Origin of the sequence: Labilibaculum manganireducens (genome assembly GCF_002843385.1) — a bacterium.
Taxonomy (GTDB): Bacteria; Bacteroidota; Bacteroidia; order Bacteroidales; family Marinifilaceae; genus Labilibaculum; species Labilibaculum manganireducens.
In genome coordinates this window covers 1-26,406 of the sequence record NZ_MVDE01000029.1, presented here as the reverse complement: position 1 = coordinate 26,406, position 26,406 = coordinate 1, and the positions used below count along the sequence as shown (strand labels likewise).

The 26,406-nt window shown below is 35.8% G+C and carries 27 protein-coding genes; 9 read left to right on the top strand and 18 right to left on the bottom strand.

The genetic code is table 11. The features are described 5' to 3' along the window. Positions 1-202: 202 nt before the first annotated feature. Positions 203-1,243: an ATP-grasp domain-containing protein gene (locus BZG01_RS16030; RefSeq protein WP_101310854.1), complete on the top strand. Its 1,041-nt coding sequence runs from the start codon at positions 203-205 to the stop codon at positions 1,241-1,243. Positions 1,244-1,325: 82 nt separating this feature from the next. Here the strand turns inward: BZG01_RS16030 and BZG01_RS16025 are convergent, their stop codons facing one another. The 8 genes from BZG01_RS16025 to BZG01_RS15990 all read right to left on the bottom strand — a co-directional run bounded on the left by BZG01_RS16025 (position 1,326) and on the right by BZG01_RS15990 (position 9,553). After that, on the bottom strand, positions 1,326-2,588 hold the full coding sequence (locus BZG01_RS16025) for an OmpP1/FadL family transporter (protein WP_101310853.1): 1,263 nt from the start codon (positions 2,586-2,588) through the stop codon (positions 1,326-1,328). A 345-nt stretch (positions 2,589-2,933) separates the two neighbouring features. Continuing rightward, positions 2,934-3,554, bottom strand: a complete 621-nt coding sequence (locus BZG01_RS16020) for a rhodanese-like domain-containing protein (protein ID WP_101310852.1) — start codon at positions 3,552-3,554, stop codon at positions 2,934-2,936. A 179-nt stretch (positions 3,555-3,733) separates the two neighbouring features. Further along, positions 3,734-4,324 carry a YeeE/YedE thiosulfate transporter family protein gene (locus tag BZG01_RS16015; protein ID WP_101310887.1) on the bottom strand — a complete coding sequence of 197 codons (591 nt, stop codon included), beginning with the start codon at positions 4,322-4,324 and terminating at the stop codon, positions 3,734-3,736. A 28-nt stretch (positions 4,325-4,352) separates the two neighbouring features. After that, complete coding sequence (locus BZG01_RS16010) at positions 4,353-4,877, bottom strand: YeeE/YedE thiosulfate transporter family protein (RefSeq protein ID WP_101310851.1); 525 nt, start codon at positions 4,875-4,877, stop codon at positions 4,353-4,355. A 45-nt stretch (positions 4,878-4,922) separates the two neighbouring features. Then, positions 4,923-5,864: an NrfD/PsrC family molybdoenzyme membrane anchor subunit gene (nrfD, locus tag BZG01_RS16005; protein ID WP_101310850.1), complete on the bottom strand. Its 942-nt coding sequence runs from the start codon at positions 5,862-5,864 to the stop codon at positions 4,923-4,925. 13 nt (positions 5,865-5,877) lie between these two features. Further along, on the bottom strand, positions 5,878-6,399 hold the full coding sequence (locus BZG01_RS16000; RefSeq protein ID WP_218973139.1) for a 4Fe-4S dicluster domain-containing protein: 522 nt from the start codon (positions 6,397-6,399) through the stop codon (positions 5,878-5,880). A 15-nt stretch (positions 6,400-6,414) separates the two neighbouring features. Then, positions 6,415-8,652: a molybdopterin-containing oxidoreductase family protein gene (locus BZG01_RS15995; protein ID WP_101310848.1), complete on the bottom strand. Its 2,238-nt coding sequence runs from the start codon at positions 8,650-8,652 to the stop codon at positions 6,415-6,417. Between the two features lie 322 nt (positions 8,653-8,974). Then, positions 8,975-9,553, bottom strand: a complete 579-nt coding sequence (locus tag BZG01_RS15990) for a molybdenum cofactor guanylyltransferase (RefSeq protein WP_101310847.1) — start codon at positions 9,551-9,553, stop codon at positions 8,975-8,977. Positions 9,554-9,673: 120 nt separating this feature from the next. On the opposite strand from BZG01_RS15990, the gene msrA reads away from it, so the two are divergent. Further along, positions 9,674-10,288 carry a peptide-methionine (S)-S-oxide reductase MsrA gene (gene msrA, locus BZG01_RS15985; protein WP_101310886.1) on the top strand — a complete coding sequence of 205 codons (615 nt, stop codon included), beginning with the start codon at positions 9,674-9,676 and terminating at the stop codon, positions 10,286-10,288. A 191-nt stretch (positions 10,289-10,479) separates the two neighbouring features. Then, the gene (locus tag BZG01_RS15980; RefSeq protein WP_101310846.1) at positions 10,480-11,151 is read left to right on the top strand and encodes a hypothetical protein; all 672 of its coding nucleotides are present in this window, start codon (positions 10,480-10,482) and stop codon (positions 11,149-11,151) included. Here BZG01_RS15980 and BZG01_RS15975 read toward each other — a convergent pair. The 4 genes from BZG01_RS15975 to BZG01_RS15960 form a co-directional block, all read right to left on the bottom strand. Next, positions 11,118-12,182, bottom strand: a complete 1,065-nt coding sequence (locus BZG01_RS15975; protein ID WP_143470924.1) for an AMP-binding protein — start codon at positions 12,180-12,182, stop codon at positions 11,118-11,120. The two genes, BZG01_RS15980 and BZG01_RS15975, sit on opposite strands and share 34 nt — an antisense overlap. Positions 12,183-12,198: 16 nt before the next feature. After that, positions 12,199-13,239, bottom strand: a complete 1,041-nt coding sequence (locus tag BZG01_RS15970) for an o-succinylbenzoate synthase (RefSeq protein ID WP_101310844.1) — start codon at positions 13,237-13,239, stop codon at positions 12,199-12,201. A gap of 72 nt (positions 13,240-13,311) precedes the next feature. Beyond that, positions 13,312-14,214, bottom strand: a complete 903-nt coding sequence (locus BZG01_RS15965; RefSeq protein ID WP_101310843.1) for a 1,4-dihydroxy-2-naphthoate polyprenyltransferase — start codon at positions 14,212-14,214, stop codon at positions 13,312-13,314. A gap of 259 nt (positions 14,215-14,473) precedes the next feature. Beyond that, on the bottom strand, positions 14,474-14,842 hold the full coding sequence (locus BZG01_RS15960; RefSeq protein WP_101310842.1) for a hypothetical protein: 369 nt from the start codon (positions 14,840-14,842) through the stop codon (positions 14,474-14,476). A gap of 184 nt (positions 14,843-15,026) precedes the next feature. Here BZG01_RS15960 and BZG01_RS15955 point away from each other — a divergent pair, with 184 nt between their 5' ends. Continuing rightward, on the top strand, positions 15,027-15,605 hold the full coding sequence (locus tag BZG01_RS15955) for an HD domain-containing protein (protein WP_101310841.1): 579 nt from the start codon (positions 15,027-15,029) through the stop codon (positions 15,603-15,605). Between the two features lie 101 nt (positions 15,606-15,706). Then, complete coding sequence (locus BZG01_RS15950) at positions 15,707-17,587, top strand: sensor histidine kinase (RefSeq protein ID WP_101310840.1); 1,881 nt, start codon at positions 15,707-15,709, stop codon at positions 17,585-17,587. Positions 17,588-17,593: 6 nt separating this feature from the next. Here the strand turns inward: BZG01_RS15950 and BZG01_RS15945 are convergent, their stop codons facing one another. Beyond that, on the bottom strand, positions 17,594-18,085 hold the full coding sequence (locus tag BZG01_RS15945) for a GNAT family N-acetyltransferase (protein ID WP_101310839.1): 492 nt from the start codon (positions 18,083-18,085) through the stop codon (positions 17,594-17,596). Between the two features lie 578 nt (positions 18,086-18,663). On the opposite strand from BZG01_RS15945, the gene BZG01_RS15940 reads away from it, so the two are divergent. The 4 genes from BZG01_RS15940 to BZG01_RS15925 all read left to right on the top strand — a co-directional run bounded on the left by BZG01_RS15940 (position 18,664) and on the right by BZG01_RS15925 (position 21,299). Continuing rightward, positions 18,664-19,407: a DUF6261 family protein gene (locus BZG01_RS15940; RefSeq protein WP_101310838.1), complete on the top strand. Its 744-nt coding sequence runs from the start codon at positions 18,664-18,666 to the stop codon at positions 19,405-19,407. 270 nt (positions 19,408-19,677) lie between these two features. Next, positions 19,678-20,130, top strand: coding sequence for a hypothetical protein (locus BZG01_RS15935; protein ID WP_101310837.1), 453 nt, complete (start codon positions 19,678-19,680; stop codon positions 20,128-20,130). 11 nt (positions 20,131-20,141) lie between these two features. Beyond that, the gene (locus tag BZG01_RS15930; protein ID WP_101310836.1) at positions 20,142-20,798 is read left to right on the top strand and encodes a hypothetical protein; all 657 of its coding nucleotides are present in this window, start codon (positions 20,142-20,144) and stop codon (positions 20,796-20,798) included. A 42-nt stretch (positions 20,799-20,840) separates the two neighbouring features. Further along, on the top strand, positions 20,841-21,299 hold the full coding sequence (locus BZG01_RS15925; protein WP_101310835.1) for a hypothetical protein: 459 nt from the start codon (positions 20,841-20,843) through the stop codon (positions 21,297-21,299). A 488-nt stretch (positions 21,300-21,787) separates the two neighbouring features. On the opposite strand, the gene menB is transcribed toward BZG01_RS15925, so the two are convergent. The 5 genes from menB to BZG01_RS15900 all read right to left on the bottom strand — a co-directional run bounded on the left by menB (position 21,788) and on the right by BZG01_RS15900 (position 26,289). Next, a complete protein-coding gene (menB, locus tag BZG01_RS15920) occupies positions 21,788-22,612 on the bottom strand; it encodes a 1,4-dihydroxy-2-naphthoyl-CoA synthase (protein WP_101310834.1) in 825 nt (274 codons plus the stop codon). Then, the gene (gene menD, locus BZG01_RS15915) at positions 22,609-24,306 is read right to left on the bottom strand and encodes a 2-succinyl-5-enolpyruvyl-6-hydroxy-3-cyclohexene-1-carboxylic-acid synthase (protein WP_101310833.1); all 1,698 of its coding nucleotides are present in this window, start codon (positions 24,304-24,306) and stop codon (positions 22,609-22,611) included. Before menD ends, menB begins: the two co-directional genes overlap by 4 nt. 99 nt (positions 24,307-24,405) lie before the next feature. Further along, positions 24,406-25,527, bottom strand: coding sequence for an isochorismate synthase (locus BZG01_RS15910; protein WP_101310832.1), 1,122 nt, complete (start codon positions 25,525-25,527; stop codon positions 24,406-24,408). Continuing rightward, a complete protein-coding gene (locus BZG01_RS15905; RefSeq protein WP_101310885.1) occupies positions 25,514-25,945 on the bottom strand; it encodes a PaaI family thioesterase in 432 nt (143 codons plus the stop codon). The genes BZG01_RS15910 and BZG01_RS15905 overlap by 14 nt, the downstream gene beginning before the upstream one ends. Before the next feature lie 152 nt (positions 25,946-26,097). After that, entirely contained in the window at positions 26,098-26,289 is a 192-nt protein-coding gene (locus BZG01_RS15900) for a cold-shock protein (RefSeq protein ID WP_101310831.1), read from the bottom strand. Positions 26,290-26,406: the final 117 nt, after the last annotated feature.

Genomic DNA, 26,406 nt, shown 5'->3' with positions numbered 1-26,406 from the left:
TGTAAATTATTGAATATTATAGAAAGATATCAAAATATGAAAATAATTCATAGAAAACAGTTTTATAAATGAATCTCTGTCGGATGAATTGTATAAATCTGTATTTTCATTCTTAAATAGACGCTTTATCTACCCAATTAATTATAAATATTCTTAAGAGTATGATTAATTACAAGTACTCCTAAAAAAATATTTGCTGTGTATGAAAATAAAACTACCCTTTATTCTTTCAAAATGGTTTCATTTTGAATTCTGGCCTTTCTGGATATTTTACTTTCCTGTATATGGATATGGAATTTATCTGGCAATAAAAGCTCGCTCGTTTTCCTACTTCACAGCTACCAACCCAAGCATGAAATTCGGGGGTGCTTTTGGAATGGACAAAATGAAAATGCTCGATTTTATTGACAATAAATACATCCCTAAGGGATTTTTATCGATAAAAGATGAAAATACAGAGACTGTTTGTGCGAAAATGGCTGAGCACGAATTCGATTTCCCTATTGTATGCAAACCCAACGTTGGTGAAAGAGGTATTGGTGTTGAAAAGATAGATACCAAACAAGATTTAAATCTGTTTTTACAAACTAAAAATGAAGATATTCTTGTTCAGGAATTTATTGACTTTCCAATTGAATTGGGTGTATTTTATCATCGGTTCCCAATCTCTTCAAAAGATGGAATCACATCAATAGTTAGAAAAGAGTTCTTAAAAATCACTGGAAATGGAAAATCCAGATTTAGTGAACTGGTAACTGAAAATGTTCGTGCCAAAAGCAGAATTTCCTACTTAAAAAAGAAATACCATTCGAAGTGGAATCAAATTGTTCCATCGGGGATAACCTATAAACTGGAACCTATTGGAAATCATAACCGAGGCACAAAATTCCTGGATGGAAATCGTTTAATTAACGATCGGTTGGTTAACGTTTTTCGCAAAATTGCTCAGCCGCTTGATGGTTATTACTATGGTCGATTTGATCTTAAGGTAAACAGCTTAGAAGATCTTTACAATGGGAATAATATCAAAATCATTGAATTAAATGGGACAAACTCGGAGCCTGCTCACATTTATGATCCTGATTATTCTCTTTTTAAAGCCTATCAGGAAATTATTAAACACATGAAACTGGTGTTTGAAATTAGCCAGGAAAACAGAAAACTGGGAGTCAAACCAGAACCATTTCGTGATGTATTATCAGGGCTTTTTAAACATCTGTTCCCGGGTAAATCTAAAAAATAGTTTCCTTTAAAAATGCTGATTTACAAAATAAAAAAGAGGTTTTCATGAAAGAAAACCTCTTTTTACTTCAATATATGCAGCATTAAAAAGTAAATGCGATTTCTACTTCAAATTGATTCATTTCCAATTCAATTGTTTGAGCAGGATCCATGGGATTCATTCCTTTAACACTTGATGGCAATGCATAAACCAATGCCAAGTGAAGAGCTTTTCCAGAATCACCCAAAGTTTTTGAACAACCTAAAGTAATGTGATCTTCAATAACTCCGGGAGCCAAAATATTGAACATTACTTCTGAATTTGGAACTGGCTGATCTGTATGCGAGTATCCCCCACGAAAAGTCCATGTATTAACACCGGCAAATTCAACTCCGAACTTCCAAACATTTATGTCTTGCCATCCAAAACCTGCACCTTTATCTGATCCAAGCGGAGCTGTTGCAAATGCCATCGGATCCATCTTATTGGAAACTGAAGCCACATCAGTATAATTGATTACTTTGTAATCTGCCATTACAGCCCAATCTTCGTTGATTTCATAAGCCAAACCAACAGTCCATGTAGATGGAATATTGAAATCTCCCTGCTCTGCAAAAAGACCGGCATAATCATCAAATTCACTCATGTACAACATGGTTTGATAACTGGCTCCCAAATGCAATCCTTTTGCTAATTCACCCATATATCCAAACTTAACTCCATAACCAAAACCACTATCGTGACCATTGTTTGTTAATTTGTTTGGAGCACCAGACATTGGTTTAAATGCGGATAAACCTTTTGCTTCAAAATATTGATAAGCCAATAAAGCAGTAATACCAAAACTGTGTTTCTCGGCTATTTTTCTTGAATAGGTCAAACCCAAAAACATCTGTCCTAGATCCACACCAGTAGTTGAAGAACTCTGATCGTAAAATGTCTGTGTAGGATAATCAGTATTCATCCCTCCATTACCAAAAAGAGTTGCAGAGAAACTACTTTTTTCATTGATCATCCAATTGGCACCCATGCTCGGCATTAAGAATAATTTTGAGTCACTTTTCACATTTCCAGGAGTTAATCCGAAAGCTGGCGCTCCAGAAGGATTTCCTGTAACTGTATATTCACGATTAGGGTTAAAAAACCCAACACCAACCTGATATTGTTTTCCCAGAAAAACATGCCCCGCAGGATTACCGTTGATTAATGAATTTTGATACCATGCGATACCAGCACCAGCTAAACCTTTATTTTGCGCGCCGTAACCCACACCAAAATACCCATCTGTTGCCTTAACAGACTGAGTAGAAAAGATTCCAGCCAATACAATTAGAGCCGAAAAAACAATCTTAAAAGTATTTTTCATTTTCTGTTTTTATTAGTTTGATATAATTAGGATTCCAAAACAAAATACAAACTCTATATTCATCCATATATGTTTTATATCATATATCTACATATAAAACCTAACACATCTTAAACTATCTAAATACCAATAGTTTGCAAAACTTTTTTTTACAATGATTTAATTATTTTAACTGAATGTAAATAAGGGAGATACAAACACAATCGTATATCAATAATGAAATGCGTTTTTCCCAATAATTATATCGATATATCTCTTTGTTTAGTCAAAAAAATTAAAAGTTGAATTCAAAAAAAAAGCCTTTCCGAAACTAATCGAAAAGGCTTTTTAATAAGAATGCAAAAATTAGCACCCTCCAGCGACTTTTTTCTTCTTTTTCTTTTTTACAATAGGTGGCTTTGCTGTTTTACCTTCAGTACTATTAGAAACAACAGCATTTCCACCTCCAAGAGCAGCACTTGCCCCTTTACGGAAATCGTATTTTGCAATTTCATCATCAGCAAGAACAGATTTTGGAGCTTGTGGATTAAGAATTGTTTCGGCCCAATAATTTAAACCTCCCTGAAGAACGTAATTATTCTTAAAACCCAACTGACGAGTAATCATCCAAGCCTCATTTGCCTTCAAATTCCCATTGGAATAAAACACATTCATTTTTACACCTTGATCCAAAAAATCATTCCATTCTTCTGATAAAAGATCAGAAAGAGGGATATTAACAGATCCCGGAAGACTATATTTTTCAAACTCTGCCTGAGTACGAACATCAATTAATTGAAGACTTGGATCTTTTTGCACTAACATATCAGCGATTTGATCGGTGCTTATAAATTGAGTTCCTTCATGTATCTCGTTTAGTAATTCACCAGCAGTTAAACGAAACGGCTTGGTTGTATTTTCGGGCACTGCAGCAATAATAATTCCTAATGGAATAAATACAGATGCCAATATCAATCTCATTTTCATATGTTTATTATTTGTTTTTCAGTTGCCATATGGAACTTACCATGCTGGAATAATCATCTCCCTGTGTGTCAAAAAATGTTTTGGCATGGACGTTTCATACGATTGTTTTTTATAAGGTTAACTAGCTATATATCAAGTTAAATCATTTATTTTCTTTAGTCAAGATATCCCAAAGAATATTAATACTCCTCACGGGGAAATTTTTTCTCAGCCCATTCGCCTACCCAGAACATAGCAAAAGCCGCCAAAATTAATCCCAAAGCAAATATTCCGCGAGGAATATCGAGCAATTCGTTCATTGTTGGTGTGCCCATAAAGTTGGCTTTATACAAATCCTCCCACATAGGGTAACCTTCTGTAAAGAAAATAATTCCGAGAACTAAACCACCTATAAATGCCAATGCATCCAATTTACCTATTGACAATGCACAAAAAGCAGTGCCGGGACAAAATCCTCCAATAATAAAACCAGCTCCCATTACTGCACCTCCAACCATAGCTGAAGTTAAGTAAGTTGGATTAACATAGACATAACTCAAATCTATCCATCCGAACAGACTGAAAAACAACAAACCGATCATTGCAGTAATTGCTGCTGTAAAAAACACTTTTAATACTGTGGTATCGTAGCCATAAAACATTCCTGCTAACTTACGACTAGATGAGAATCCACTTGATTCCAATACAAAACCAAACCCGATTCCAATTAGCATCGCAATTAGCAAATTGGTGTTTGGTGAAATTATTTCGTTAACTATTAATGGTCCCATAACAAATAAGTTTAAATACATTTAAAATTTAGATCCAGTTTTTACGGAAAAAGTAAGCTAAGGCGAAAGCTGTTCCAAAAATAAACGCCATGGTAAGAAATCCTCCTACCGATAAAACAGCCATACCACTTAAGGCTGATCCACTGGTACAACCTCTTCCCAACTGAGATCCAAAACCAAATAATACACCTCCCAAAACGGCAAATATTATTCTTCTCTTAGAAGTAATTTTAGGTGAATGCTCAACCTTAAATTTTAAGCGTTTTGCAAAAGCTCCTGAAAGAAACCCTCCAATTAAAACACCTATCATTTCGAAAACCAACCATGATTTCATTAGGTTGCCGGGATGAGATTCTTTGTATTCAGTATAAAAAGCAGAGTTTTCAACGTGAGAAGGCATAACCAAACTTACAGTAGTAACCACTGCACTTTTTATTGCACCACTTGCACCTAGTCCGCGACCAGAAACAAAATTGGCGGCCAAAAGTACGAGACCTAGCAATACCCCACCAACATATGGGTTTAGGTATTTTGTTTTTTTCACTTCGCTCATAGTTATATTGTTTATATAGTTTTTACAGATAAATTAACACTCAAATCAATAAAGCCAGCGACTAGCCTGTCCTGCATTCGAAATAATGAATCGAAGCATTACACTTCCAAACAGAACCAAGACAACTGGAATGGCGACAGGTATTTTATACCCTTTTAATTCCAGACCTTCCAGTATTGCAGGAACAATCATCCCTAAAATGACTACAAATCCCCAGAATGAAGCTGTGTAAGGACCTCCTAAAAATAAATTTACAGCGTCAATTTGAACTTGAGTACTAGCCAAAAATCCCATGAACATGTGAATAATCAGAAATAGTTCGATTCCAATAATCATTAGATCCAATTGAGCAAACCGCTTACGCTCTGCATGATTTTTTGACATCCAGATTACAACAGCCGAACCTGCCGATAATCCGGAAGCTAAAAATAAAGGCCCCATAATAGATGTATTCCACAATGGTCTTGCATTAAATGCAGAAAATAAAATTCCGGTATAAATTCCAAGTATCGCCGATGAAATCAACATGATCCAGGCTAATACTTTCTTGTTTTTCTCAAAAAAACCAATAAGCTCTTTCGCAAAATCAAACTTCCAATCCCAATTTGGAAATAGTTCCTTAATATGAAGAGCACTCCAAATAATCGAAACAGGTGTAACAATCATTAAAGTCCACGCTCCCCACGACATTGGAGATTCCAGTCTGATGGTAGTATATAATCTCCAAAAATATAGTTTGTGATGTAGATCTAGAAACAAAGCGATAAGGCCTAAAGCCAAAGCAATTGGAGCTATCATTGGCGCTAATTTCACGGCTGTCCGGTAATCATTTTCTCTGCCTCTCAGATAATACAAGGCCGCAAAAAACATCACACCTGCCGCCAAACCACCCAAAAACAAATAAGTTGGTATTTCCCAGTGCCAAACATGTAACTGAGGATCGATGAGTGGGTTATTTCTTCCACTTACAATTATTTCTTCTCTCATTTTGTTAGTTTTATCAGATTAGGAAATACAATTGAGGTTTTGTTCCTGCTTCAGGAATTAAGGTTTTGTACTTTCGTTTTTTCAACACTTCGGAAACCTCACTTCCTGGATCATCCAAATCACCAAAATACATGCATTTTGTAGGGCAAACTGCGACACAGGCAGGTTGCATTCCTTTTTTCACCCTGTGCAAACAAAATGTACATTTATCCACATATCCATCGGGATGAACATATCTTGCATCATAAGGGCATGATGTAATACAGGCACTGCAGCCAATACATTCATTCTTAGTAACCAATACAATTCCTCCATCGGAATAATGACTGGCTCCGGTTGGGCAACAACGCACGCAAGGTGAATTTTTACAATGATTACACCGTTCGGAACGCAATTCAATTTCCAATTGAGGATATGTTCCATCCATTACTTCCACCACCCAATCACGGCAGTGACCAATAGGGACATCATTTTCGGTTTGGCAAGCTACTACGCAGTCGCTGCAGCCTACACACTTTTTCGTATCAATAGCCATTGCATATCTCATAGCTTACACCTCCGCTTTTTTGTTATCAAATCGAAACGTCACAAAATTCCCGCGCATTCCTGTTCCTCCCATTATTGGATCAATCATTACATTGGTAATCATCTGGGTATCGCTCACTCCTTTTCCAAAGGCTCTTGTCATGCGTTTATCGGCGTGTCCAAAACCATGAACCATATAAACAGAATCCCATCGGATACGTTCCGTTATTCGTACTTTTATTTTAAAGTCCGAAATTACTCCATCCTGATTTTCTAAATAAACGTACTGATCGTTTTTCAAATCCCATACCTTAGCCACTTTAGGATTCACCCAAACCGAATTTTCGTCCATTAAATCAGTAAGATTTGGATTATTAGCCGTTCGGCTAAAAGTATGCATTGGTGCTCGGCCATATATTAAGCGATAAAAACCACTATCGGGTTCCGGATGCTGAGTAAACACCGGAAACGGATCAAATCCTTCTTCCTCCAAAGCTGTTGAGTACAACTCTATTTTACCTGTATTGGTATTGAATTCTACATCCTCATCTTCACCAAAATACAAATCGTCAGCTTCACGATCTAAAAGTTTCACTCCTATGCGCTGCATTTCTTCCAATGAAGAACCTACTTGTTTTAATTCCCAGTCAATCTCTTCTTCTATGGTTTCAAATGGGAAATATTGAAGTAAATCTAATTTCTTAGCCAGTTCACGAGCCATCCAAAAGGCAGGTTTTGTATTGTACAAAGGATCAACTGCCGGCATTCTTAGTGCAATACTGGGGACTCTTCCCTGCGATATCCGTAAAGAATCATATCTTTCCAGATAAGTACACTCTGGCAGAACCACATCGGCATAACCAGTAATTTCCATTGGCATGGTATCTACTACCACCAATAAATCAAGAGCTTGAATAGCTGCAATGGTTTTCTTTTGATCCGGCAAGGTATTAATCAGATTGGTTCCATTCACGATCCACCCCTTAATTGAACAACTCATTTCCGGACTTGGTATTGTTGCCTGACATACACCAGAAGCAAGTGCTAAATCAGCAAGCTTATATTTCCCTCCCATGGCATCACGCCAGTTCTTATTTGGTTTTGGAAAATCAGGTAAATGAAAATGAGGAACAGAAGCTTTCTCCGGATTATAAAATCCACCTCTTCGTCCCCAACTACCTAGCAGAGCATTTAAAATAGCCACTGCACGTAATCTTTGTGTATCATCTCCATACCAGGTAACATGTCTGCCGGGATGAACAATTACTGCAGGAGCCGCATTTGCCATTTCATGGGCTGTATCACGTATCTGCTGAGGTTTTATTGTAGTAATTCCGTAAGCCCACTCCGGGGTAAATGGCTGCACATAAGCTTTTAACAGATCAAAACCGAATGTGTACTTCTCTACATATTTTTTATCAAATAATTCTTCATTTATGATCACATTCATCCACGAAAGAAGAAGTGCAATATCTGTTGATGGTTTAATTGGCAACCAATGCTTTGATTTTCCTGCAACGGTTGAAAAACGAGGATCAACAGTAATTATAGTTGTCCCTTTATCAATCGCATCAGACATTTCCTGAACCTGTCCGTTGTGCATATTCTCACCCAAGTGCGATCCAATAAGCACCAGACATTTAGTATCCCGGATGTCCGTATTTTCAGGAGAATTTATCCCTTGTCCAAAGGTAGCCAAAAAAGCTACTTCGCGGGGGCCACGACATTGTGCATAAGAAGGAGCAGCTATGTTGTTGGAACCAAAGCCTTTTAACAAATTACCAAAATATTTACCTCCTGAACCGTGAGTAAACAAGGCCGTACATTCCGGGCCATGCTCCTCTTTAATTTTGTTCATTTTGGAAGCTATGTAATCAAAAGCCTCATCCCAGGTAGCTTCCCGAAATGATTGTTTTCCCCTCACATCAGTTCTAATTAAAGGGGTTTTCAAACGATCTCTGTCGAAATACATTCCAACACCTCCGGTACCTCTCGGGCAAAATCTTCCGTTGCAATTAGGGTCGTCATCGTTTCCGATAATTTTCTTAATTCTACCGTTTTCATCCTTATGAACCCATCCGGCACACTTCCAAAAACATACTTCGCAATAAGTTGGAGTGCGCGCAAAATCATAAGGCCCTTTAAAATAAGATTGATTGTTCTTCAGTAGATTATCGGCAAACGTTTCCAATAATCCTCCACCAAAAACCAATCCGGCGGCACTTAATGAACTAATTTTCAAAAACTGTCTTCTGCTTTTCATATTGTGAATACTTTAAACTTATACACATAAACACATATAGAAACATACATCTATGAATGTAAACATATGTAAAAAGGCAATCTGAGAATATGCTGCAGAGCATAAAAACCCACTTTATAATTGATCTAAAAAAAGAAAAATCCCCAAAGACGCTCATACAAACAAACATATAACTATTTAGATTTTTACTAAATTACATTTGATGCAATTTTTCTTCAATAAACTCTAAAGTAGGATCTAAAAATCTTTTTTCTATTGATATTGAGAATATTCTCACTATACAAGAATCGCTTCCAATTACCGATTTATTTCCTCAATGAAATTATAATGAATCTATATCCTCAGGCGAATTGGCATTTGACAGCATTTTTGAATTATAATACGGTAATTCTTCTGAAATTTGGAAAGTTTCGGTTTGCAGCAAATCTAATAATCTCATCATTTTAAAATGACCTTGAAATAACTCTTTCTCTATTATATCTTTACAAGAAGATCTATAAACGGCTATTAAAGGTTGTCTCCTCCCATCTTTATCAGCAGGAAAAATTGCATCAAAATCAGCAATGTGTTTTAATAAATCAGCAAATAGAAGAAAAGATACATTTGGCACATCACAAGAAATAACAAGATAATAATCAGCCTTTACTGCCTTCATGCAGGAATAGATTCCTCCTATTGGTCCACACTCCTTAATTTCATCTTCAATAATTGGATATCCCAAGTAGTTATAGTATTCCATATTTGAACTAATTACCAGTTGGTCACATATTGGTTGCAAAGCTTCAATAGAATATTCAATCAAGTGCTTTCCCTTCCATTCAACCAAGCCTTTCTCACTTCCCATTCTGGAACTTTTCCCTCCTGATAATACTATTCCAACTATTTTTTTATTCTTAACCATACTCAAATATAATCAAGAAAATGCACCAAACAATTTCAGATTTTAAGGTCTTTTAACTTTGAACTTAGCAATTCAAAAGCTATCTTTAGATTGATTATAAATAAACAAACACCGGAAGAAATGAAAAAGTTATTAGTAGTAGTCTTTGTTCTGCTTTCCGGAACTATTTTCGGAAAAAACGCAATGACAAAAGAAAAGAAAGATTTAGAATCAGCAACATTTGGAGCAGGATGTTTTTGGTGTGTTGAAGCAATCTTCCAAGAGTTAAAAGGAGTTGATAAAGTTGTATCGGGCTACATGGGAGGTAAGGAAAAATCAACCTATAAACAAGTTTGCACGGGAGAAACCGGGCACGCAGAAGTTTGTCAGATTTCATATGATCCGACAGTAATTAGTTTTAAAGAATTGCTTGAAGTCTTTTGGCAAGTTCATGATCCAACCACATTGAACCGACAAGGTGCTGATGTTGGCACACAATACCGCTCTGTAATATTTTACAATAATAATGAGCAAAAAGAACTGGCAGAAGCACTAAAAAAGAAATTAAATGAATCCGGTGCTTGGGACAATCCAATAATTACAGAAATATCAGCAGCTGCAACTTTTTATCCTGCCGAAAATTATCATCAGGATTATTTTAATAATAACTCGCAGCAACCCTACTGTACTTTCGTAATAAAACCAAAACAAGAAAAGTTTAAAAAAGCTTTTAAAGATAAATTGAAACAAAAATAATTAGAATGCCACTTTAGAGTGGCATTTTTTTTGTTTACCAAATAAAACCCCATCTTCCCTTAGAGTTTAGCATTTTTCACAGGGTACAAACCAGAACTTAATCAAATCCTGTTTTCAACTCAACAATAAATCAACTACTTATCATTTTTTATTGTATTTTTATATTGACTGTTTCAACCAAAAATTTAAAAATGATTAAACTTCTACTTTCTTCGCTCCTAATTTACTTTATAACAATTCCAGCATTCTCACAAGAAAGCTCAGTTTGGAAAGATTATCCAAATCTGGGAATTATGCATTACAAAGTTATTTTAGATGATGTTCCTGAAGAACAAAACAACTACCAAAATCCTCAGTTCGAACTATCTAAACTTACAACTACAGAAAACAAGGTTATAAATTCTATCAAGATTCGTTACAATGTGAAAACTGATGTGATGGAATGTAGAATTGGTTCTCAACACAGTATTATTAAATCTCCTGAAAAATTAAAAGAAATCAACATAAACGGAAAATGTTTTGAGCATAAAAAATATTTGGTAAAAAGAGATACCACAAGCGGATATCTTCAAAAGATATACGGTAGTGGTCAAAAAATCTATGCTAAATATTACATTTCATCAACCAAAAGTAAACTAGATTTTCAAAAAACAAAATCTTATTATCTTATTCAAAACAAGGGTGAATTACCCAAAAAATTAAATTCCCCAAGTGCTTTACTTTCTCGTTTTTATAAAAATTTAATAAAGCAAGCAAATGAATTTGAAAAGAATAATCAATTAAATTTAAAAAACCCACCAGACTTTGAAAAATTACTTACTTATCTTGATCATTTAAACAAGGACATTGTAGCTTCGCGTTGAAGCTTGCCATTCGGTGTTCGTTTGAATTCCTTACAAAAAATAATATCACGGGCTTGTTCATATTTACCGAGCAAGCCTTTTATTTTTATCAATAAACCAGATGCATATTCAGAAGATTGATTCTCCTTTTCAATAACCAACACCAGCTTTTGTCCGAGTACCTGATCTGCGACTCCGGCAATAAAAAATGGATCCGAAATGGCATCTTTTAACTTTTCTTCTATTTGCTCAGGAAACAATTTAACACCACCTGAATTTATAACATTATCGTATCGCCCAAGCCAAATAAAATGTTTCCCGTCTATCAGGTTTGCAACATCATTTGTGCAGATTGATCCGGCAAGAACTTCCGGAGCTTCAATTTGCAGGCAAGATCTTTCATCCAAAGAAAAAGTTACATTACCCAATCCTTGGTAAAAATTCGATTTCTTATCTCCATTAAGAGGTTTGACAGCTACGTGAGAAACTGTTTCTGTCATGCCATAACTCGAAAAACAATTGGTTGGAAGTTCCTGTAATTGTTCTTCTAAATAAGAATCCACAGCCCCACCTCCAATTAACAAATTAGAAACCAAAGCAAAATTAATCCCTTCTTTTATACAATTAATTACCTGAAGAGGCACCATAGCTGCAAAATCAATTTCCGATTGTAAATTTTCGAGCGGATGCCCATTTGGATTTACTAAAATCAAGTTCAACTGCCATAAAAAGGCACGTACAACCATCATTTTTCCTGCAATGAAATTAGTCGATAAACAAAGTAAGGCAGTTTGTCCTTTTTTAAATTTAAAATACTCTCCGGTAAGTTGGGCCGAATGCAGCATCCTTTCCTTCGATAACTCCATTGCTTTGGGTTTACCTGTTGAACCCGAAGTTTTCGCTGAAATGCTTTCTTTTGCATCCAACCATTCCAAAATAAAGGAATAAACATCCCGCTCCCACTGAAAATCACTGATCGATAATTGACTATTACAATGTTTGACCAATTCTTCTTCAGAATACAGAATACCATTTATCGTTAGTTCACGCATGCTTAAATTCTCACTTTTAAATTTCCCACTTTCCACAAATATCGTAGGCTAAAAAACCTTTGTGCATAAAAAGAGGTGACACTATATTATTGCTGTAAATTTGTCCGGTTCCTAATCCTTGCGGCATTGAATTATTAAGCGTATAAGTCCATTGTGCAATGGCATTCAATCCAATATTAGATTCCAATGCTGAAGTTACCCACCAAGGTATTTTTCTTTTCTCGGCTAAATCAATCCACTCCTGACTTCCTTTTATCCCGCCGAGAAGACTTGGCTTCAGAATAATGTATTGAGGCTTAATTGCATCTAAAAGTTCCTTCTTCAAACTCAGAGTATGCACGCCAATCAATTCCTCATCCAAAGCAATTGGCAGAGGACTGGCGCAACATAAATCTGCCATCTCCTTCCATTGTCCGGCTTTTATTGGCTGTTCGATAGAATGAATATGAAATTCGGACAAGACCTTCAATTTATTCAACGCATCAACAGGTGAAAATGCACCATTGGCATCAACCCGTAACTCAATTTTATCTGATCCAAAATCTTTACGGATAGACTGTAAAAGATTAATTTCTTCCTCAAAGTCAATGGCTCCTATTTTTAGCTTCAAACAATCAAAACCATCTTCCAGTTTTTGTTGAATTTGTTCTTTCATATAGCCGGAATCACCCATCCAAACCAATCCGTTAATAGGAATTTGGGCTTTCCCATTTGTAAAATCAGAGGGAAAAAGAACTTTACTCCCTTTGGCCTGGAAATCCAGAAAGGCAGTCTCCAATCCAAAATAAACCGAAGGCCATTCTGTTAATCCATCCTCCAGATAATACCAATAGTCATCTATGCTCTCACAAATTTCTTTGATTTTATTTTCATAGCCAGGTTTATCATCGCTGCTTAATCCTGGAATAATGGAGCATTCGCCAATACCCTTCACATCAGGATTCTTATCATCCCAAATACGAATGAACCAGGAATCTTTTTGTGTTAAAACACCTCGCGAAGTTCCGCTGGCCCGTTTAAATGTAAGAGGGTAATATTGATAATCTGCTTTAAGCATATTTATATAGATGTGAGATAAAAGATGCGAGATTTGTCAAAGAAATCTCATTTCGCCTTATCAAATCGATAATTAAAGTATCAATCCCAAACCAAAACTAAGACTGAATAGTAATGTAGATATGGCCAATCGTTTTAATTCAGGATCCAAATCCCGGGCATTTTTATTTTTAAATACTCGAAGTATATTTCGAACAATAAAAGGAAAACTCAGTAAAAATAAAAACTGAAAAGCTGACTGCCAGTTAAAAATAGTATACAGGCAAGGTAAAATCATGGCAATGGAAAGAAGCATGAAATGATACCTCTTGGCATTAGCAGCCCCCATCTTCACAACAAGAGTCGTTTTCCCGGTTCTTGCATCATTATCTATATCGCGCATGTTGTTTAAATTCAGAACTCCTACACTAAGTAAACCTACCGAAACTGCCGGCAAAAACAGGCTCCAGGACATACTTCCTGTATGTAGAAAATAAGTACCCAAAACACCAACCAAACCAAAAAAAAGAAAAACAAATAAATCCCCAAAACCACTGTAACCGTAAGGATTTTTTCCTACTGTATAATTTATTGCTGCACTTATTGCCAAAAGACCAATCACCAGCATTATGGCTCCTTGTTTCAGATTGATTAACTGCATTCCTTCATACAAAAGCCACAATCCGGAACATAGAGAAAGTAAAACAAAAACGATGAGCATGCCTTTCATTTCCTTATGACTGATAACGCCGCTCTGCACAGCTCTTTCCGGCCCAACCCGTTCATTATTATCTGCTCCGGAAATAGAATCGCCCAAATCATTCGCTAAATTTGATAATATCTGAAGAAACAAAGTTGTAAGAGTTGCTAAAATAAATATTTTAAAACTAAACGAATGATGCGCTGCCGCTAAAAAACTTCCAAAAAAAATACTTGAGAGTGCCAAAGGCAATGTGCGTAATCGAAATGCATGAATCCATGCTTTTGTTTTATTCATAGCAATAATCAAATTTGAAACCCAAAGTTAGCAAAATTAGGAGCAGATTGTTTGAAATTTTTATGATTTAAACCAACAAAAGCCCCATACCCAACATTTCTAAGCTCTTATATTGTTCCTATCTTTTGGCACTTACTAATCATCGAAAATGAATTCCTGTTGGCTCAGCTAAGTAAGCAGACTACTCAATAAAAAAAGAGCGATGTCAAACATCACTCCTACTTAATTCTGATAAAATAATTGATATAAAAGACTGTATTTAAGCCTCCAGTTCAGGAGTTATAGATTCTGCAAATTTCTTTGAAAGTGAAATGTATTTGTTCTTAAAATCATCATGCTGCAAATATTCTTTAATCTGCTCCTGCCATCCACTGGCTTGATCTGATAATTCCATGATCCGGTGCTTATTGGAAATGTCTGATTTTAACAACTTCTCTTTTTCAACCACTTCAATATAATCGTTTACCCAGGTCTCATAAGTCAATAAAAAACTCTTCCGATCCTCTTCCGATGAAAAACGATTTAAGTTGATATCTGCCAATGCTTCCGTTTCAATTAATGCTGCAGCCCCCACTGTCAGCCCTAGTTTTTGAAAAAATCCTCTTCTTGTGCTGTTTTGATTACTCATATTATCCTAATTAAGACTTAAAGATCTTAAATTTACTATTTATATTTAGTTTTAAAAAGAATAGTACAGAAAATTTAAATGCAGATCTATTCGATATGCTTATATCTTGTTTTTTTGAAAACGAACAATTGCTAACTGACTATTTTTAGCTAATTTGAGTGCAGAAATTTATAATTCCTATCATATGTCGCATATCCCAACTCGTGAGGAAGCTTTCGTACTTCTTAAAAAACATACAAAATCTGAAAGCCTGATAAGGCACGGATTAGCTGTAGAGGCAGTAATGAGGTTTTACGCTGTAAAAAATAATGAAGATAAAGAAAAATGGGGCATTATTGGATTAGTGCATGATTTAGATTGGGATCAATATCCCGAAGAACACTGCAAAAAAACCAGAGAAATATTGGAATCTGAAAATTGGCCCGAAGAATACATAAGAGCGGTTGAGAGTCATGCATGGTTGACCTGCACAGAGGTTGAACCTCAAACAATACTGGAGAAGACACTTTATGCCGTTGATGAATTAACCGGTTTGGTAACCACTACCGCCTTAATCCGTCCTTCAAAATCGGTATTGGATGTAAAAGTAAAATCAGTACAAAAAAATTGGAAAAACAAACGATTTGCTGCTGGAGTAGACCGAACCGTTATAGCGCGGGGAGCTGAAATGCTCAACATAGAAATTCCTGACTTGATTCAGGGATGTATTGAAGGCATGCAAAAAATTGCTGATGAACTGGGTTTAAAAGGAAATATCAAATAACAAATCTATTTTTATCCATTGCAAATTACAAAACCAGCTAACAATTATAAGGATTAGATCGTAAAGACATAAAATGGTAATATTAATTTAAACATAAGCATATGCGAAAATTATTAACCTTCTGTATCATTTTTTTTCTTCTCCAAATCTTAACCATCAAGATTTCCCCATTATTTGCACAAAACTCATCTAAAAATGAAACAAATGTTTTGGTTCTTCACAGCTACCATCAAGGATTAGCATGGACGGATAGTATAACCCGCGGCATACGCAGCGTTTTTAAAGACAAACCGGATATCAATCTGATTTTTGAATATTTGGACACAAAGCGCAACTATAATGAAGAATACCTTAACGCTTTGCAAAACATTTATAAAGTCAAAGCAAAACAAATTCCATTTAAAGCAATAATTACAAGTGACAATGCCGCTTTTGATTTTGTTAGAAAAAATGGCAATGAATTTTATCCAAATGTTCCTATTATATATTGCGGGGTAAATGATCTGGATACAAGCATCCTAAAGGATTATCCTAATTTTTTTGGATATGGCGAGAAGGCTGATCATTACGGAACCATCTCAGCAATAAAGCGCATATTTCCAGAACGGAAAAACATTTTCATTATTAATGACAATACTGAAACCGGACAAGCCATTCAAAAAGAAATAAAAGGAATTACCGATCAATTTAAAGACCTTAATTTTGAGTCGGTTTCTGAATTCACAATGGAAAGCTTACAGCAAACAATCAGGAATTTAGATGACACCTACGTAATTTACTTATTGGTACTTAATCGGGATAAGAACGGGAAATTTATATCCTACCAAAAAGGCATAACACAAATTAAAGAAGTTGCACATGTTCCCATATTTGGATCATGGGATTTTTATCTCGACAAAGGCTTATTTGGCGGAAAAATTACAAGAGGGTATGAACAAGGTGAAAGAGCGGCAATGCTGGCCTTAAAATTAATACAGGAACCTTGTGCTAATGATATCCCGCAATTCAACTATCTGCCAAGCTCATACGTTTTCGATTGTAATGAACTGCGCACATTTAATATTTCCAAAAATCAATTACCAAAAAATAGTATCCTGCTAAATGAACCAAAAGATTTTGGTTTAATTCTAAAAATCAGCATCATTAGTGTTATCGTATTAATATTAATTGTTTTAGGACTAACCATATGGCTAAAAGTCAAGCAAAACAGAGCCAAAGTACTGCAATATCTAGTTCATGAGAAAACATCAAAACTAAACGAAACAAATGAAGAGCTCCAACAGGTAATTCAGAATAAAAATAAATTTTTTTCCATTCTGGCCCACGATTTACGAGGTTCCATTGGGGTGATTTTAAACTTATCTACATTTATAAATAAGCCTGAATTTGCAATAAGTGAAGAAGAAAAAAACGAATTCAATAAGGATATATTTCACGTTGTAACCCGAACCAATGGATTACTTGAAGATTTATTTTATTGGGGAACAATTCAAGCTGAAGACGGACCAAAATTAACCTTCACAGAATTTGACATTAATGAAGTTTTAACTGAAATGACCGAAATTTTTCAGGTAAATCTTAGCGAAGTTAGTTTTAACAAAAATTTTAACGGAGAATTAAGGATAACCAGTGATCTGAATATCTGCAAGTTTTTATTCAGGAATATTATTCAGAATGCAATTAAGTACAGTTACAAAAAAGGAAGAGTTGAAATTCAATCTTACTCTAAAAACAACCAGTTTTACATCGAAGTAAAAGATTATGGTTTGGGGATGTCGAAGGAAATTATTGAGAGTATCTATCAAAAAAATCCTATTCGGGTGGAAGGCTTATCAGGACAAAAAACGACGGGTTTGGGTTTACCCACTGTCCTTGATTATTTAGAGATTTTGAAAGGACAACTTTTAATAGAAAGCGAAGTTGGAAAAGGGTCAACTTTTACAATTGTTTTGAAAAATCAGGAAGAATCAGAACAAGCTTAACAGATTTTAAACTCTCCTTCCATAGTATAAATGATCGCATGTTTCTCCATCGATATCTGCCACATGTGGCATAAGACCCCAGCGTTCGAAACCAAATTTCTCAAGCAATTTAAGACTCGCCAAATTTTCTGCCAATAAAATAGCAAAAAGGCTTTTAAATTGATATTTGGGAGCTTCATCAATAGCAAACTGCATTAATTGGGAGCCAATTCCTTTTTGCAGATGCTCCTCGTCGATGTAGTAGCTCACCTCGGCTGCGGATTGCAAAGCCCTGCGTCCTGCCCGGTATGCACTGTAGCAAATCCATCCAATAAGCCTATCGTTTTCAACCGCTACAAATACTGGATACTGATTAGGCTGATGTCCTTCGAACCATTTTATGCGTTGCTCCAAAGTAATTTCATCTAAATCGGCAGTGCAGTAACGCTTGCGTACTGCCTGATTATAAATATCGTTTATGGCTGGCAGATCGGATTGGATGGCTAGGCGGATTTTCATTGTATTTCCTTTTATTTTGAGTGTTCAAGATAATGAAAATATGGATTCACAGCTACCCGGTAGACTTCAAAAAAACAGCTGCCAATAAGTCCCTTTAGGGGATTGGGGTAATTACCGCTCAGTTTGAAATATTTGCCACGTGGTTTTACCCAAGTCTGATCGTCGAGAGCAGTTTGCCAACGGAAAACTTTATTTGTTGATCATCGAGAGAACATTGCCGCGTGGTTTTGCTCTAGTCTGATCGTCGAGAGCTTTTTGCCACGTGGTTTTACCCAAGTCTGATCGTCGGGAGCATTTTGCCGCGTGGTTTTTCCCAATTTTTTCCACAAAGAGCGTTTTGCCGACAGATATTCCAGTTTTCAACTTGCAGGATGACTCTTTGCCAACAAATTTCACAACATAAAATCAACTAAGATAATTGTTTTACACTAAAAAATAAGCTGTCAAATGTGCCAAGTTGCAATATTGTAATTTTACCATAATATCTATCTGTAAAACTTCCCTAATTAAAATAATTTTCATAGTTTCAACCACCCGCTAATAAAATTTCATTAAATAACCCTTAAAATGATTCAATTATGGATTTTACAATCTTAAGTAAATGTGGTGCCGACGAGGCACAAAGTGTAGCAGACAATGCCCTGTTCGAAATCGGACAAAAAGATTTTAGTACCGATACCTATTTAACTGGCATCACAACAGATTTGAGAAAAGAAGCTGCAGTTTTATCGAATTCGATTGGTGTAGAAAGAAGTCATGAATTTACGGCCGAATTAGCCAAACTCGACAAACTGTTTGACGATAGAGCAATTTGTTTTAAAAGTTTTGTGGATGCAAACACACATGCCTCCGATGAAACCATTGCCCAAAATGCAGAAAAAATCTGGAAAAAAATTGTGGCTTACGACCTAAACTTTTACAAATTAGGCTACGAAAAAGAATTGGCTCGTGCTTCCTCGATGATCGAAGAATTTGAAAAGCCCGAAATGCAAGCAATTATTGCAAGCTTGGTTGGGGTTGCAACACCTCTTGGCGAGATGAAAGTCGCAGCAATAGATCTTCTGGATTTGTACCGGAAAAATCAAGGTGTTTTGGCTACCAAAGAAGAAATTATTCCTTCGAGTGTGCAATCGAAAGTAGTTCTGGAAATTATGAACGATAAACTATTGCCCTATTTAAGTGCAATGGCAAATGCAAAACCAGCTGAGTTTGGCGTGCCTTTTGCCAAAATAGCTCAGTACATTGCTACTATCAACACTAAAATAAGGAGCAGAAGAAGCAAAACGACTACTCCCGAAGAAGCCACTAGTGAAGTGGAATAGGTCATTCCAAATTTAAATAGTAAAACGGAGACAAGTGATGCGGGGCTTGTCTTTGTTTTTTTTTTATAATTGATAAGATTAAAAAAGCACTCCTACACTCTAAATTCATCTTATGCTAGTAATGCCGATAATCTCAACGACTGCTAAATGATGTGAAACAGGAGGTTTTAAAGCATTCGTTTTTATTACACTCTTGATAGTTAAGCTCTTAGGGGTATTTTGTGGAATACTCCTTATTTAGTATATTACTAATACACCAAAACATAAATAATGAGTGATATTTTAAAAGAATTTATAAAGAATGATATCGTAAGTCTCAAGCGAGCTAATTGTAAGAATACTGATGAAACTCTTTTATTTACAATTTCAAGATTCGAGAATGATAAAGTTTATTTTTCGGGCCTTGAAACTGCCTATAGTATAGAAGATCTTGTTCCTGTTTACTTAACTGATAAAGCAATCAAAAATATTAATTATCGTCTCCCTTGTATGGCTTCTGTAATTGAATATAATCAACCAAAGCCCCAAATGCCTCGTCCAAAATCTTTAAATAATATTTTTAATGATGAGTATTTTTCTGCAATTATTGAAAAGCATTCAATTATGTACGTGCATGACTTACAGCATATTTTGATTAAGAAAAGAGCTAATATAGAAATACAAGTAAGTAGTCCCCTTAGAAATATTAGAGTTCTATTGCAAACCCAAACAGTAAGTAAATAATAAACACAAAAATGAACAAACAAACCCTTTTTAATATTTTGCTATTTGGAATAGCAGTTATAGCATTAATTTTTTCTATACTAAGAGTCATTCCTTTTTCAGTTAATGGAGAAACCTTTATTGGAATTATTGCAGCATTTATAGGTATTATCGTCACATTACACATTGGATTTCAGATTATCAAATATCTGGAAATAAGAGAAGAACTAAAAGAGTCTAAAAAGACCATGGCCGAAATACTCGTTTCTCAAAAACGAATCACAATAGTCGAAAACAAATCACAAGAAATTTATTATACCCTCTTAGCTAAATCAATTACTGATGATATGCAGTGTGTTGAAAGATTTCTCACTCAATTAGAAGCACTAACATATGCATTGAAAGCTGATCGAAAAAATTTTGATGATATATTCTATACTCTTAGAACCTATATTACGAAAATAAACTATGGTCCGATTTATGGCGGTACTAATAATAGAGACAAAGAACTGTCAGAACGTATTGGCGATGCTCAAAAAATTGATCTCCAAATTAAAGCTTTTAGTAATTACTGCAGCGTTAAATATGAATATGAACACATAATGAAATTTTTCTATCGAAGATTAGAAAAAGCAAGAAACAATGAATCCGTAAGCTTGGAAGAATCTAATGAAATAATGAATGGATAGTCAACCATTAATCCAATGTAATATTTTATAGCAATAAAAATTATGAGAGAATTTACGGAAAATGAGAGTAAGCTTTTAGATCATATTCTGACCCTTGCTCTAAAGAATGGTTTTGTTAATGATGATCTTTTACTGGAGTCAGCAGATAATTTTATAGATCTATTTCCTGAAGTTAAATCAGGTGATTATTCATATTATCTATCTACTATAAACTATGAAGGCTTAGGAGAGGTGCACAGGTATAACGCTAACCATTTTAGAATAGAACCAATTGCTGAAGAAACGGAAAGGTTTATTAAAAACGGTGGATTTAGAAAACAATTCGATCTACAAAAGGGAAAAAATAAAAAACATGAAGAAGTTGAGAATTTAACCTTTGAAAAATTAAAATATGATGTAAAAAACTCTAAACGTATGTCTAAAACCTACTGGTGGACATTTTCATTTGCATTAATAGCACTACTCATTTCAATTTATAATTTCATAAAAGGCTTTTTGTAGGGTGCCTAGTTATCCCCGCTAGCGCAAAACTATAGTTCATTCTTTTTTTAATCTACTCTTCTTTAATTACCAATTCTTAATTCACATGCTTGCTTTCTAATCACTACAACTATGGATAAAACCTTAGCAATAAAATGGCATATCGAAGGTATTCTTTTATCAAGAATAAAAAAAGCGATGCAATCCTTATCCTACCCCTAAATCCCCTAAAGGGGACTTCAAAAAAAATGCCTGCCAGTAAGCCCCTTCAGGGGTTTGGGGTAATTCATTACTGGATATTTCCTTCTTGCTACCCCTAAATCCCCTAAAGGGGACTTCAAAAAAAAATGCCTGCCAGTAAGCCCCTTCAGGGGTTTGGGGTAATTGGCATTGGGGTATGGCATCACAAACAACTCTTCTTGCTACCCCTAAATCCCCTGAAGGGGACTATTAAAAAAAATGGCCATCGAATCAATCCAATGGCCATTTTAATAGTATCTTTTTCTGAATTATCCAGGAAATTTAGGGAACTTCTGAAAATCAGGATCACGTTTTTCAAGGAATGCATTTTTTCCTTCCTGTGCTTCCTCCATCAAGTAATACATCATGGTGGCATCACCGGCAAATTCCATCAATCCACGTTGTCCGTCGAGCTCAGCATTCAATCCGCGTTTAATCATTCTTAGAGCCATTGGGCTGCGCATCAGCATGGTTTTACACCAATCTACAGTCTCGTCTTCCAATTGCTCTAAGGGAACTACTTTATTTACCATTCCCATTTCTTCGGCTTCTTTGGCAGTATATTGTTTGCAAAGGAACCAAATTTCGCGGGCCTTTTTCTGGCCTACGTGACGAGCCAAATAAGAAGAACCAAATCCGGCATCGAAACTACCTACTTTCGGTCCGGTTTGCCCAAACTTAGCATTCTCCGAAGCAATCGTTAAATCGCAAACAATATGCAAAACGTGACCACCGCCAATTGCATACCCATTTACCATAGCAATCACCGGCTTGGGCATCGAACGAATTGCTTTGTGCAGATCCAATACATTTAAACGAGGTACGCCATGATCATCGATATAACCACCCACTCCTTTTACATTTTGGTCACCACCCGAACAAAAGGCTTTGTCGCCGGTTCCGGTAAACACAATTACACCAATATCGCTGCGTTCGCGGCATATATCCATCGCATCCAACATATCAAAATTGGTTTGCGGACGAAATGCATTATAGACCTCTGGCCGGTTGATTGTTATCTTCGCAATCCCTTCGAAAAAATCGAATTTAATGTCTTCGTATTCTTTAATGGTAGTCCAGGTTCTGGTTGTCATACCTTTGCTTTTATAGTTTTAAAATAATTTATTAATACTTGATCGTTCACCGTTCTGGGTGTTTTTATTTCCAGTATTGCAGCACGATTGCTGACAGCATAGAAATTAGGAAGCATGCTATTCACTTCCTCTTGATTTTCGGCATAAAAATAATCCAGACCGAATGTTTCAGCCAATTTACCGGCTTTGTAATTCTGCACCGTTTCAAAATATTCTTCCAATTCATCTACCCCCGAAGGTCCCGAAATAAAGCGGAAAATTCCTCCTCCTCCGTTGTTTATCAGGATAATTTTAAAATTCGGCTGCAAATATCTATTCCACAATGCATTTGAGTCGTAAAAAAAACTAATATCACCCGTAATCAGCGTGGTTGTTTTCCCATTCACCAGTGCAGCACCTACTGCGGTCGACGTGCATCCATCAATCCCACTGGTTCCGCGATTCGAATTGTAAGTAAGTGCAGCCGATGTTTTAAATAGCTGAGCATAGCGCACCACTGAACTATTCGCCAGCTGCAGATTTCCACCTTCGGGAATTGCATGTAATATCTGTTCGAAAACCTTCAAATCGCTCCATTCTATATTCTTCAGATAGTCCGAATGAATTTCCGAAACCTCGGCATCCCTGCATTTCCAACTGTCCGAAAAGGAACTGTCAGATGGTTTTATCAATGGCAGTAATTGCTTAAAAAATGCCAATGGCGATACATCGATATGAGAAGTAAGATTCTTGAATGTATCAATAAAATGATCTTCTTTCCCCACAAACCAATGTTCTTTAGGCTTGTTTTTTCTTAAAAAGGATTTTATCATTTTAGAAACCAAAGGCCCGCCAAAATTAATCAGCAGATCTGGCTTAAAATGATCTAATTCCTCATCCTTAATCGAGCAAATCACCCGGTCGATACAAGGCAAAAACTCTTTATTATGAAGGTTTGATACCGATTCGGTAAGAATTACAACATTCTTGTTTTGAGCCAATTCGGCAAGCAATTCATTTAATTCTGCCTGGGGATGTAACAAACCAGCCAGAATTACAATTTTCTGATTGGAATTCACAATACCGGCAAGTAAGGAAATTGCATCAGCACTTAATTCATCAACCGAATTGATTTTCCCAATCACCCGCTCTATAGAGTTGGGATAATTTCTCACTCCGTAAAGAGGTTCACGCAAAGGGAAATTAATATGAACAGGTCCTAAACGTCCACTTTGAGCTTTGGATAAAGCCTCGTTCACCATTCGGTTTAAATACCAGCAATCATCGGCATTATTTGCATCTAACGGCAATTGATAACCCGCCTTTACAAATTGTCCGAAAACATTTACTTGCGACAAAGCCTGAGAATCATCTTGTCCGACCCACTCTGCAGGCCGGTCTGCCGAAATAACCACCAAAGGCAGTCTCTGATAAAAAGCTTCGGCAACAGCAGGTCCATAATTCAATAAGGCTGTACCCGATGTACAAACCAAGCCAACCGGTTTTCTTGTTTGCTGGGCAATACCCAATGCAAAATATCCTGCGCTTCTTTCATCAACAATCACCAAACTTTTAATTCGGTCATCTTTCGCAAAGGAAATACTTAATGGTGCGTTACGGGAACCAGGCGAAACAATCACATATTCCATTCCTTTCGCCCAGCAGATATCAATCAATTCTTTAACCCCTTTAATATCCGAGTAATTGCGCTCCATATCATCTATTTTTCTTGTTCTAAACGAGAATACACAAAAGCAAAAATTGCATTTTAAATGTATGTTTGGTCAAATTTATAATAATTTATTGGGCTTCCCTTACGAACGAATCACATTCAGCAAGGTTTGAGCTTTTAAACAGGTTTCTTCCCATTCTTTTTCAGGAATTGAATCCGAAGTTATTCCTCCGCCAACAAAAAGCGCCATTTGATTTTCAAGTACTTTCATACTTCGCAGATTCACAAAAAGTGAAATTGATCCGTTCGATTCTATTGGCCCCAAATAACCGGCATAATACTCTCTGTCATGTTCCTCAATTTCGCGAATTAACTCCAGAGCCTTATTTTTTGGCAAGCCGCAAACGGCAGGAGTTGGATGAAGATCCTGTACCAAATTTGACAACTGATGGAAATTCATACCCGATGGCAACAAATAAGTTGTTTTTAGATGAACAACATTTCCTGCCAGAGATGTTACCGGACCTGTTCGTTTATATTTGGTTAGATTGTAATTCCTAAAAACGTTTTCAATATACGAACTTACCAAAGCCTGTTCATGCACCTCTTTTTGCTCCCATTTAATCTGATCGGCAATTCTACCTGCAAGCTTTTGAGTTCCTGCCAAAGCAACAGTTTCAACAGTATTATTTTTTGAAGACAATAAGGTTTCGGGGCTCGCGCCAATCCACGTTCCCACTTTGGGTATCGACACCAAAAATACAAATGCAGAATCGTAAGATTCTGATAATTTCAAAAAGGATTCAACGGCACAATCCATTCCCATTCCCTCTAAAATTTGAATTCGGGATAAAATGACCTTTTCCAACTTGAATTGTTTCAGGTCATTAATCATTTTCGAAATCTGGTTAAAATACAAAGCATGTGAACTTTCCAAACTCACATCAGCCGGCAATTTTTCGTCCTTTTCGGGATGATACGATTCCAATAATTGAATAGAATCCGAATCAATTTCGGAGGCCTGCAAATTAATATCACTTCGTACGAACCATGATTTATGCTTGCTTTCTGTATCGAATGGAGAAAACACAAAACCATTTTCCCCTTCCAAATCCGATAGAAGTTGATAATCTTTCAAATCCTGATCGGTTTGAACTCCTATTTGAATCATCCCGGATTTGGGCAACTGGTAAGCGAAAAAGGGGAAGTCATTCTGCAAACAGCAGCTTAAGAAAGAAGACAGCTCATTTCTATTTTCCACCATTCTGTTTTTTTAAAATAATATTGGTTATCCGGCACACAGAAATCAACTTTTCCTGTTCATTTATAATATTCACTTCAACTATGTGAGTCATACTTCCTTTATGAATAAAGTGTGCTTTTGCAGTAACTGTTCCTGTTCTAATACTTCGAATGTGATTCGCATTAATCTCCATCCCTTTCACTTCATATTTTTCCATATCAGTTTTTATTACTGATAAGGCACTCCCAACCGACTCGGCCAAAGCAAGTGTTGCTCCACCATGAAGAATTTTCATAGGCTGCCAATGATTTGATGTTACCGGCATTTCTGCAACCAAATAGTTTTCTCCTACTTCGGTGTAAGTAATACCCAAGTGCTCCATCAAAGTATCTGAGCACATCTTGTTCAATACGTCAAGTGTATCTATTTCATTAATCATTTTACAAAAATAATATAATCTGCTATTGAAAAAAACAAAGAAAATTTTTCCTTGATTCATATTCCTGATTAACTAAATCAAGAAAAAAACAGTGTACAAAAAAAGCTCAACATTACATTGAGCTTTACTAAGGAAAAATATTTTATTCTGATTTAGTCAATTTTTACATTAACCGCATTCATTCCTTTTTTTCCCTCTACAACGTCAAAAGTCACTTTATCATCCTGATCAATTTTGTCAATTAATCCTGTTACATGAACAAAGATGTCTTCTCCTGTTTCGCTGTTTTTAATGAATCCAAATCCCTTGGATTCGTTAAAAAATTTTACTGTACCTGTAGGCATTACTTAAAAAATTTTAGATTATTATAAAGTAAATGTACGTAATTTGAATTAATCTCAAAATTATTCTTTTAAAATTTTAAAATAAATTTACATTAGTATTTATACAACTACATAACA

Bases quoted from the DNA above. Each gene is read 5' to 3' on its own strand.
- BZG01_RS15955 (WP_101310841.1), top strand. From the start codon at position 15,027: ATGTCGCATATCCCAACTCGTGAGGAAGCTTTCGTACTTCTTAAAAAA.
- BZG01_RS16030 (WP_101310854.1), top strand. From the start codon at position 203: ATGAAAATAAAACTACCCTTTATTCTTTCAAAATGGTTTCATTTTGAA.
- BZG01_RS15950 (WP_101310840.1), top strand. From the start codon at position 15,707: ATGCGAAAATTATTAACCTTCTGTATCATTTTTTTTCTTCTCCAAATC.
- BZG01_RS16025 (WP_101310853.1), bottom strand. From the start codon at position 2,588: ATGAAAAATACTTTTAAGATTGTTTTTTCGGCTCTAATTGTATTGGCT.
- BZG01_RS16015 (WP_101310887.1), bottom strand. From the start codon at position 4,324: ATGGGACCATTAATAGTTAACGAAATAATTTCACCAAACACCAATTTG.
- BZG01_RS15935 (WP_101310837.1), top strand. From the start codon at position 19,678: ATGAGTGATATTTTAAAAGAATTTATAAAGAATGATATCGTAAGTCTC.
- menB (WP_101310834.1), bottom strand. From the start codon at position 22,612: ATGACAACCAGAACCTGGACTACCATTAAAGAATACGAAGACATTAAA.
- BZG01_RS15930 (WP_101310836.1), top strand. From the start codon at position 20,142: ATGAACAAACAAACCCTTTTTAATATTTTGCTATTTGGAATAGCAGTT.
- BZG01_RS15975 (WP_143470924.1), bottom strand. From the start codon at position 12,182: ATGCGTGAACTAACGATAAATGGTATTCTGTATTCTGAAGAAGAATTG.
- BZG01_RS16020 (WP_101310852.1), bottom strand. From the start codon at position 3,554: ATGAAAATGAGATTGATATTGGCATCTGTATTTATTCCATTAGGAATT.
- BZG01_RS16010 (WP_101310851.1), bottom strand. From the start codon at position 4,877: ATGAGCGAAGTGAAAAAAACAAAATACCTAAACCCATATGTTGGTGGG.
- BZG01_RS15990 (WP_101310847.1), bottom strand. From the start codon at position 9,553: ATGGTTAAGAATAAAAAAATAGTTGGAATAGTATTATCAGGAGGGAAA.
- BZG01_RS15910 (WP_101310832.1), bottom strand. From the start codon at position 25,527: ATGGTGGAAAATAGAAATGAGCTGTCTTCTTTCTTAAGCTGCTGTTTG.
- BZG01_RS15905 (WP_101310885.1), bottom strand. From the start codon at position 25,945: ATGATTAATGAAATAGATACACTTGACGTATTGAACAAGATGTGCTCA.
- BZG01_RS15960 (WP_101310842.1), bottom strand. From the start codon at position 14,842: ATGAGTAATCAAAACAGCACAAGAAGAGGATTTTTTCAAAAACTAGGG.
- BZG01_RS15945 (WP_101310839.1), bottom strand. From the start codon at position 18,085: ATGAAAATCCGCCTAGCCATCCAATCCGATCTGCCAGCCATAAACGAT.
- msrA (WP_101310886.1), top strand. From the start codon at position 9,674: ATGAAAAAGTTATTAGTAGTAGTCTTTGTTCTGCTTTCCGGAACTATT.
- BZG01_RS15970 (WP_101310844.1), bottom strand. From the start codon at position 13,239: ATGCTTAAAGCAGATTATCAATATTACCCTCTTACATTTAAACGGGCC.
- BZG01_RS16000 (WP_218973139.1), bottom strand. From the start codon at position 6,399: ATGGCTATTGATACGAAAAAGTGTGTAGGCTGCAGCGACTGCGTAGTA.
- nrfD (WP_101310850.1), bottom strand. From the start codon at position 5,864: ATGAGAGAAGAAATAATTGTAAGTGGAAGAAATAACCCACTCATCGAT.
- BZG01_RS15995 (WP_101310848.1), bottom strand. From the start codon at position 8,652: ATGAAAAGCAGAAGACAGTTTTTGAAAATTAGTTCATTAAGTGCCGCC.
- BZG01_RS15940 (WP_101310838.1), top strand. From the start codon at position 18,664: ATGGATTTTACAATCTTAAGTAAATGTGGTGCCGACGAGGCACAAAGT.
- BZG01_RS15980 (WP_101310846.1), top strand. From the start codon at position 10,480: ATGATTAAACTTCTACTTTCTTCGCTCCTAATTTACTTTATAACAATT.
- menD (WP_101310833.1), bottom strand. From the start codon at position 24,306: ATGGAGCGCAATTACTCGGATATTAAAGGGGTTAAAGAATTGATTGAT.
- BZG01_RS15900 (WP_101310831.1), bottom strand. From the start codon at position 26,289: ATGCCTACAGGTACAGTAAAATTTTTTAACGAATCCAAGGGATTTGGA.
- BZG01_RS15965 (WP_101310843.1), bottom strand. From the start codon at position 14,214: ATGAATAAAACAAAAGCATGGATTCATGCATTTCGATTACGCACATTG.
- BZG01_RS15925 (WP_101310835.1), top strand. From the start codon at position 20,841: ATGAGAGAATTTACGGAAAATGAGAGTAAGCTTTTAGATCATATTCTG.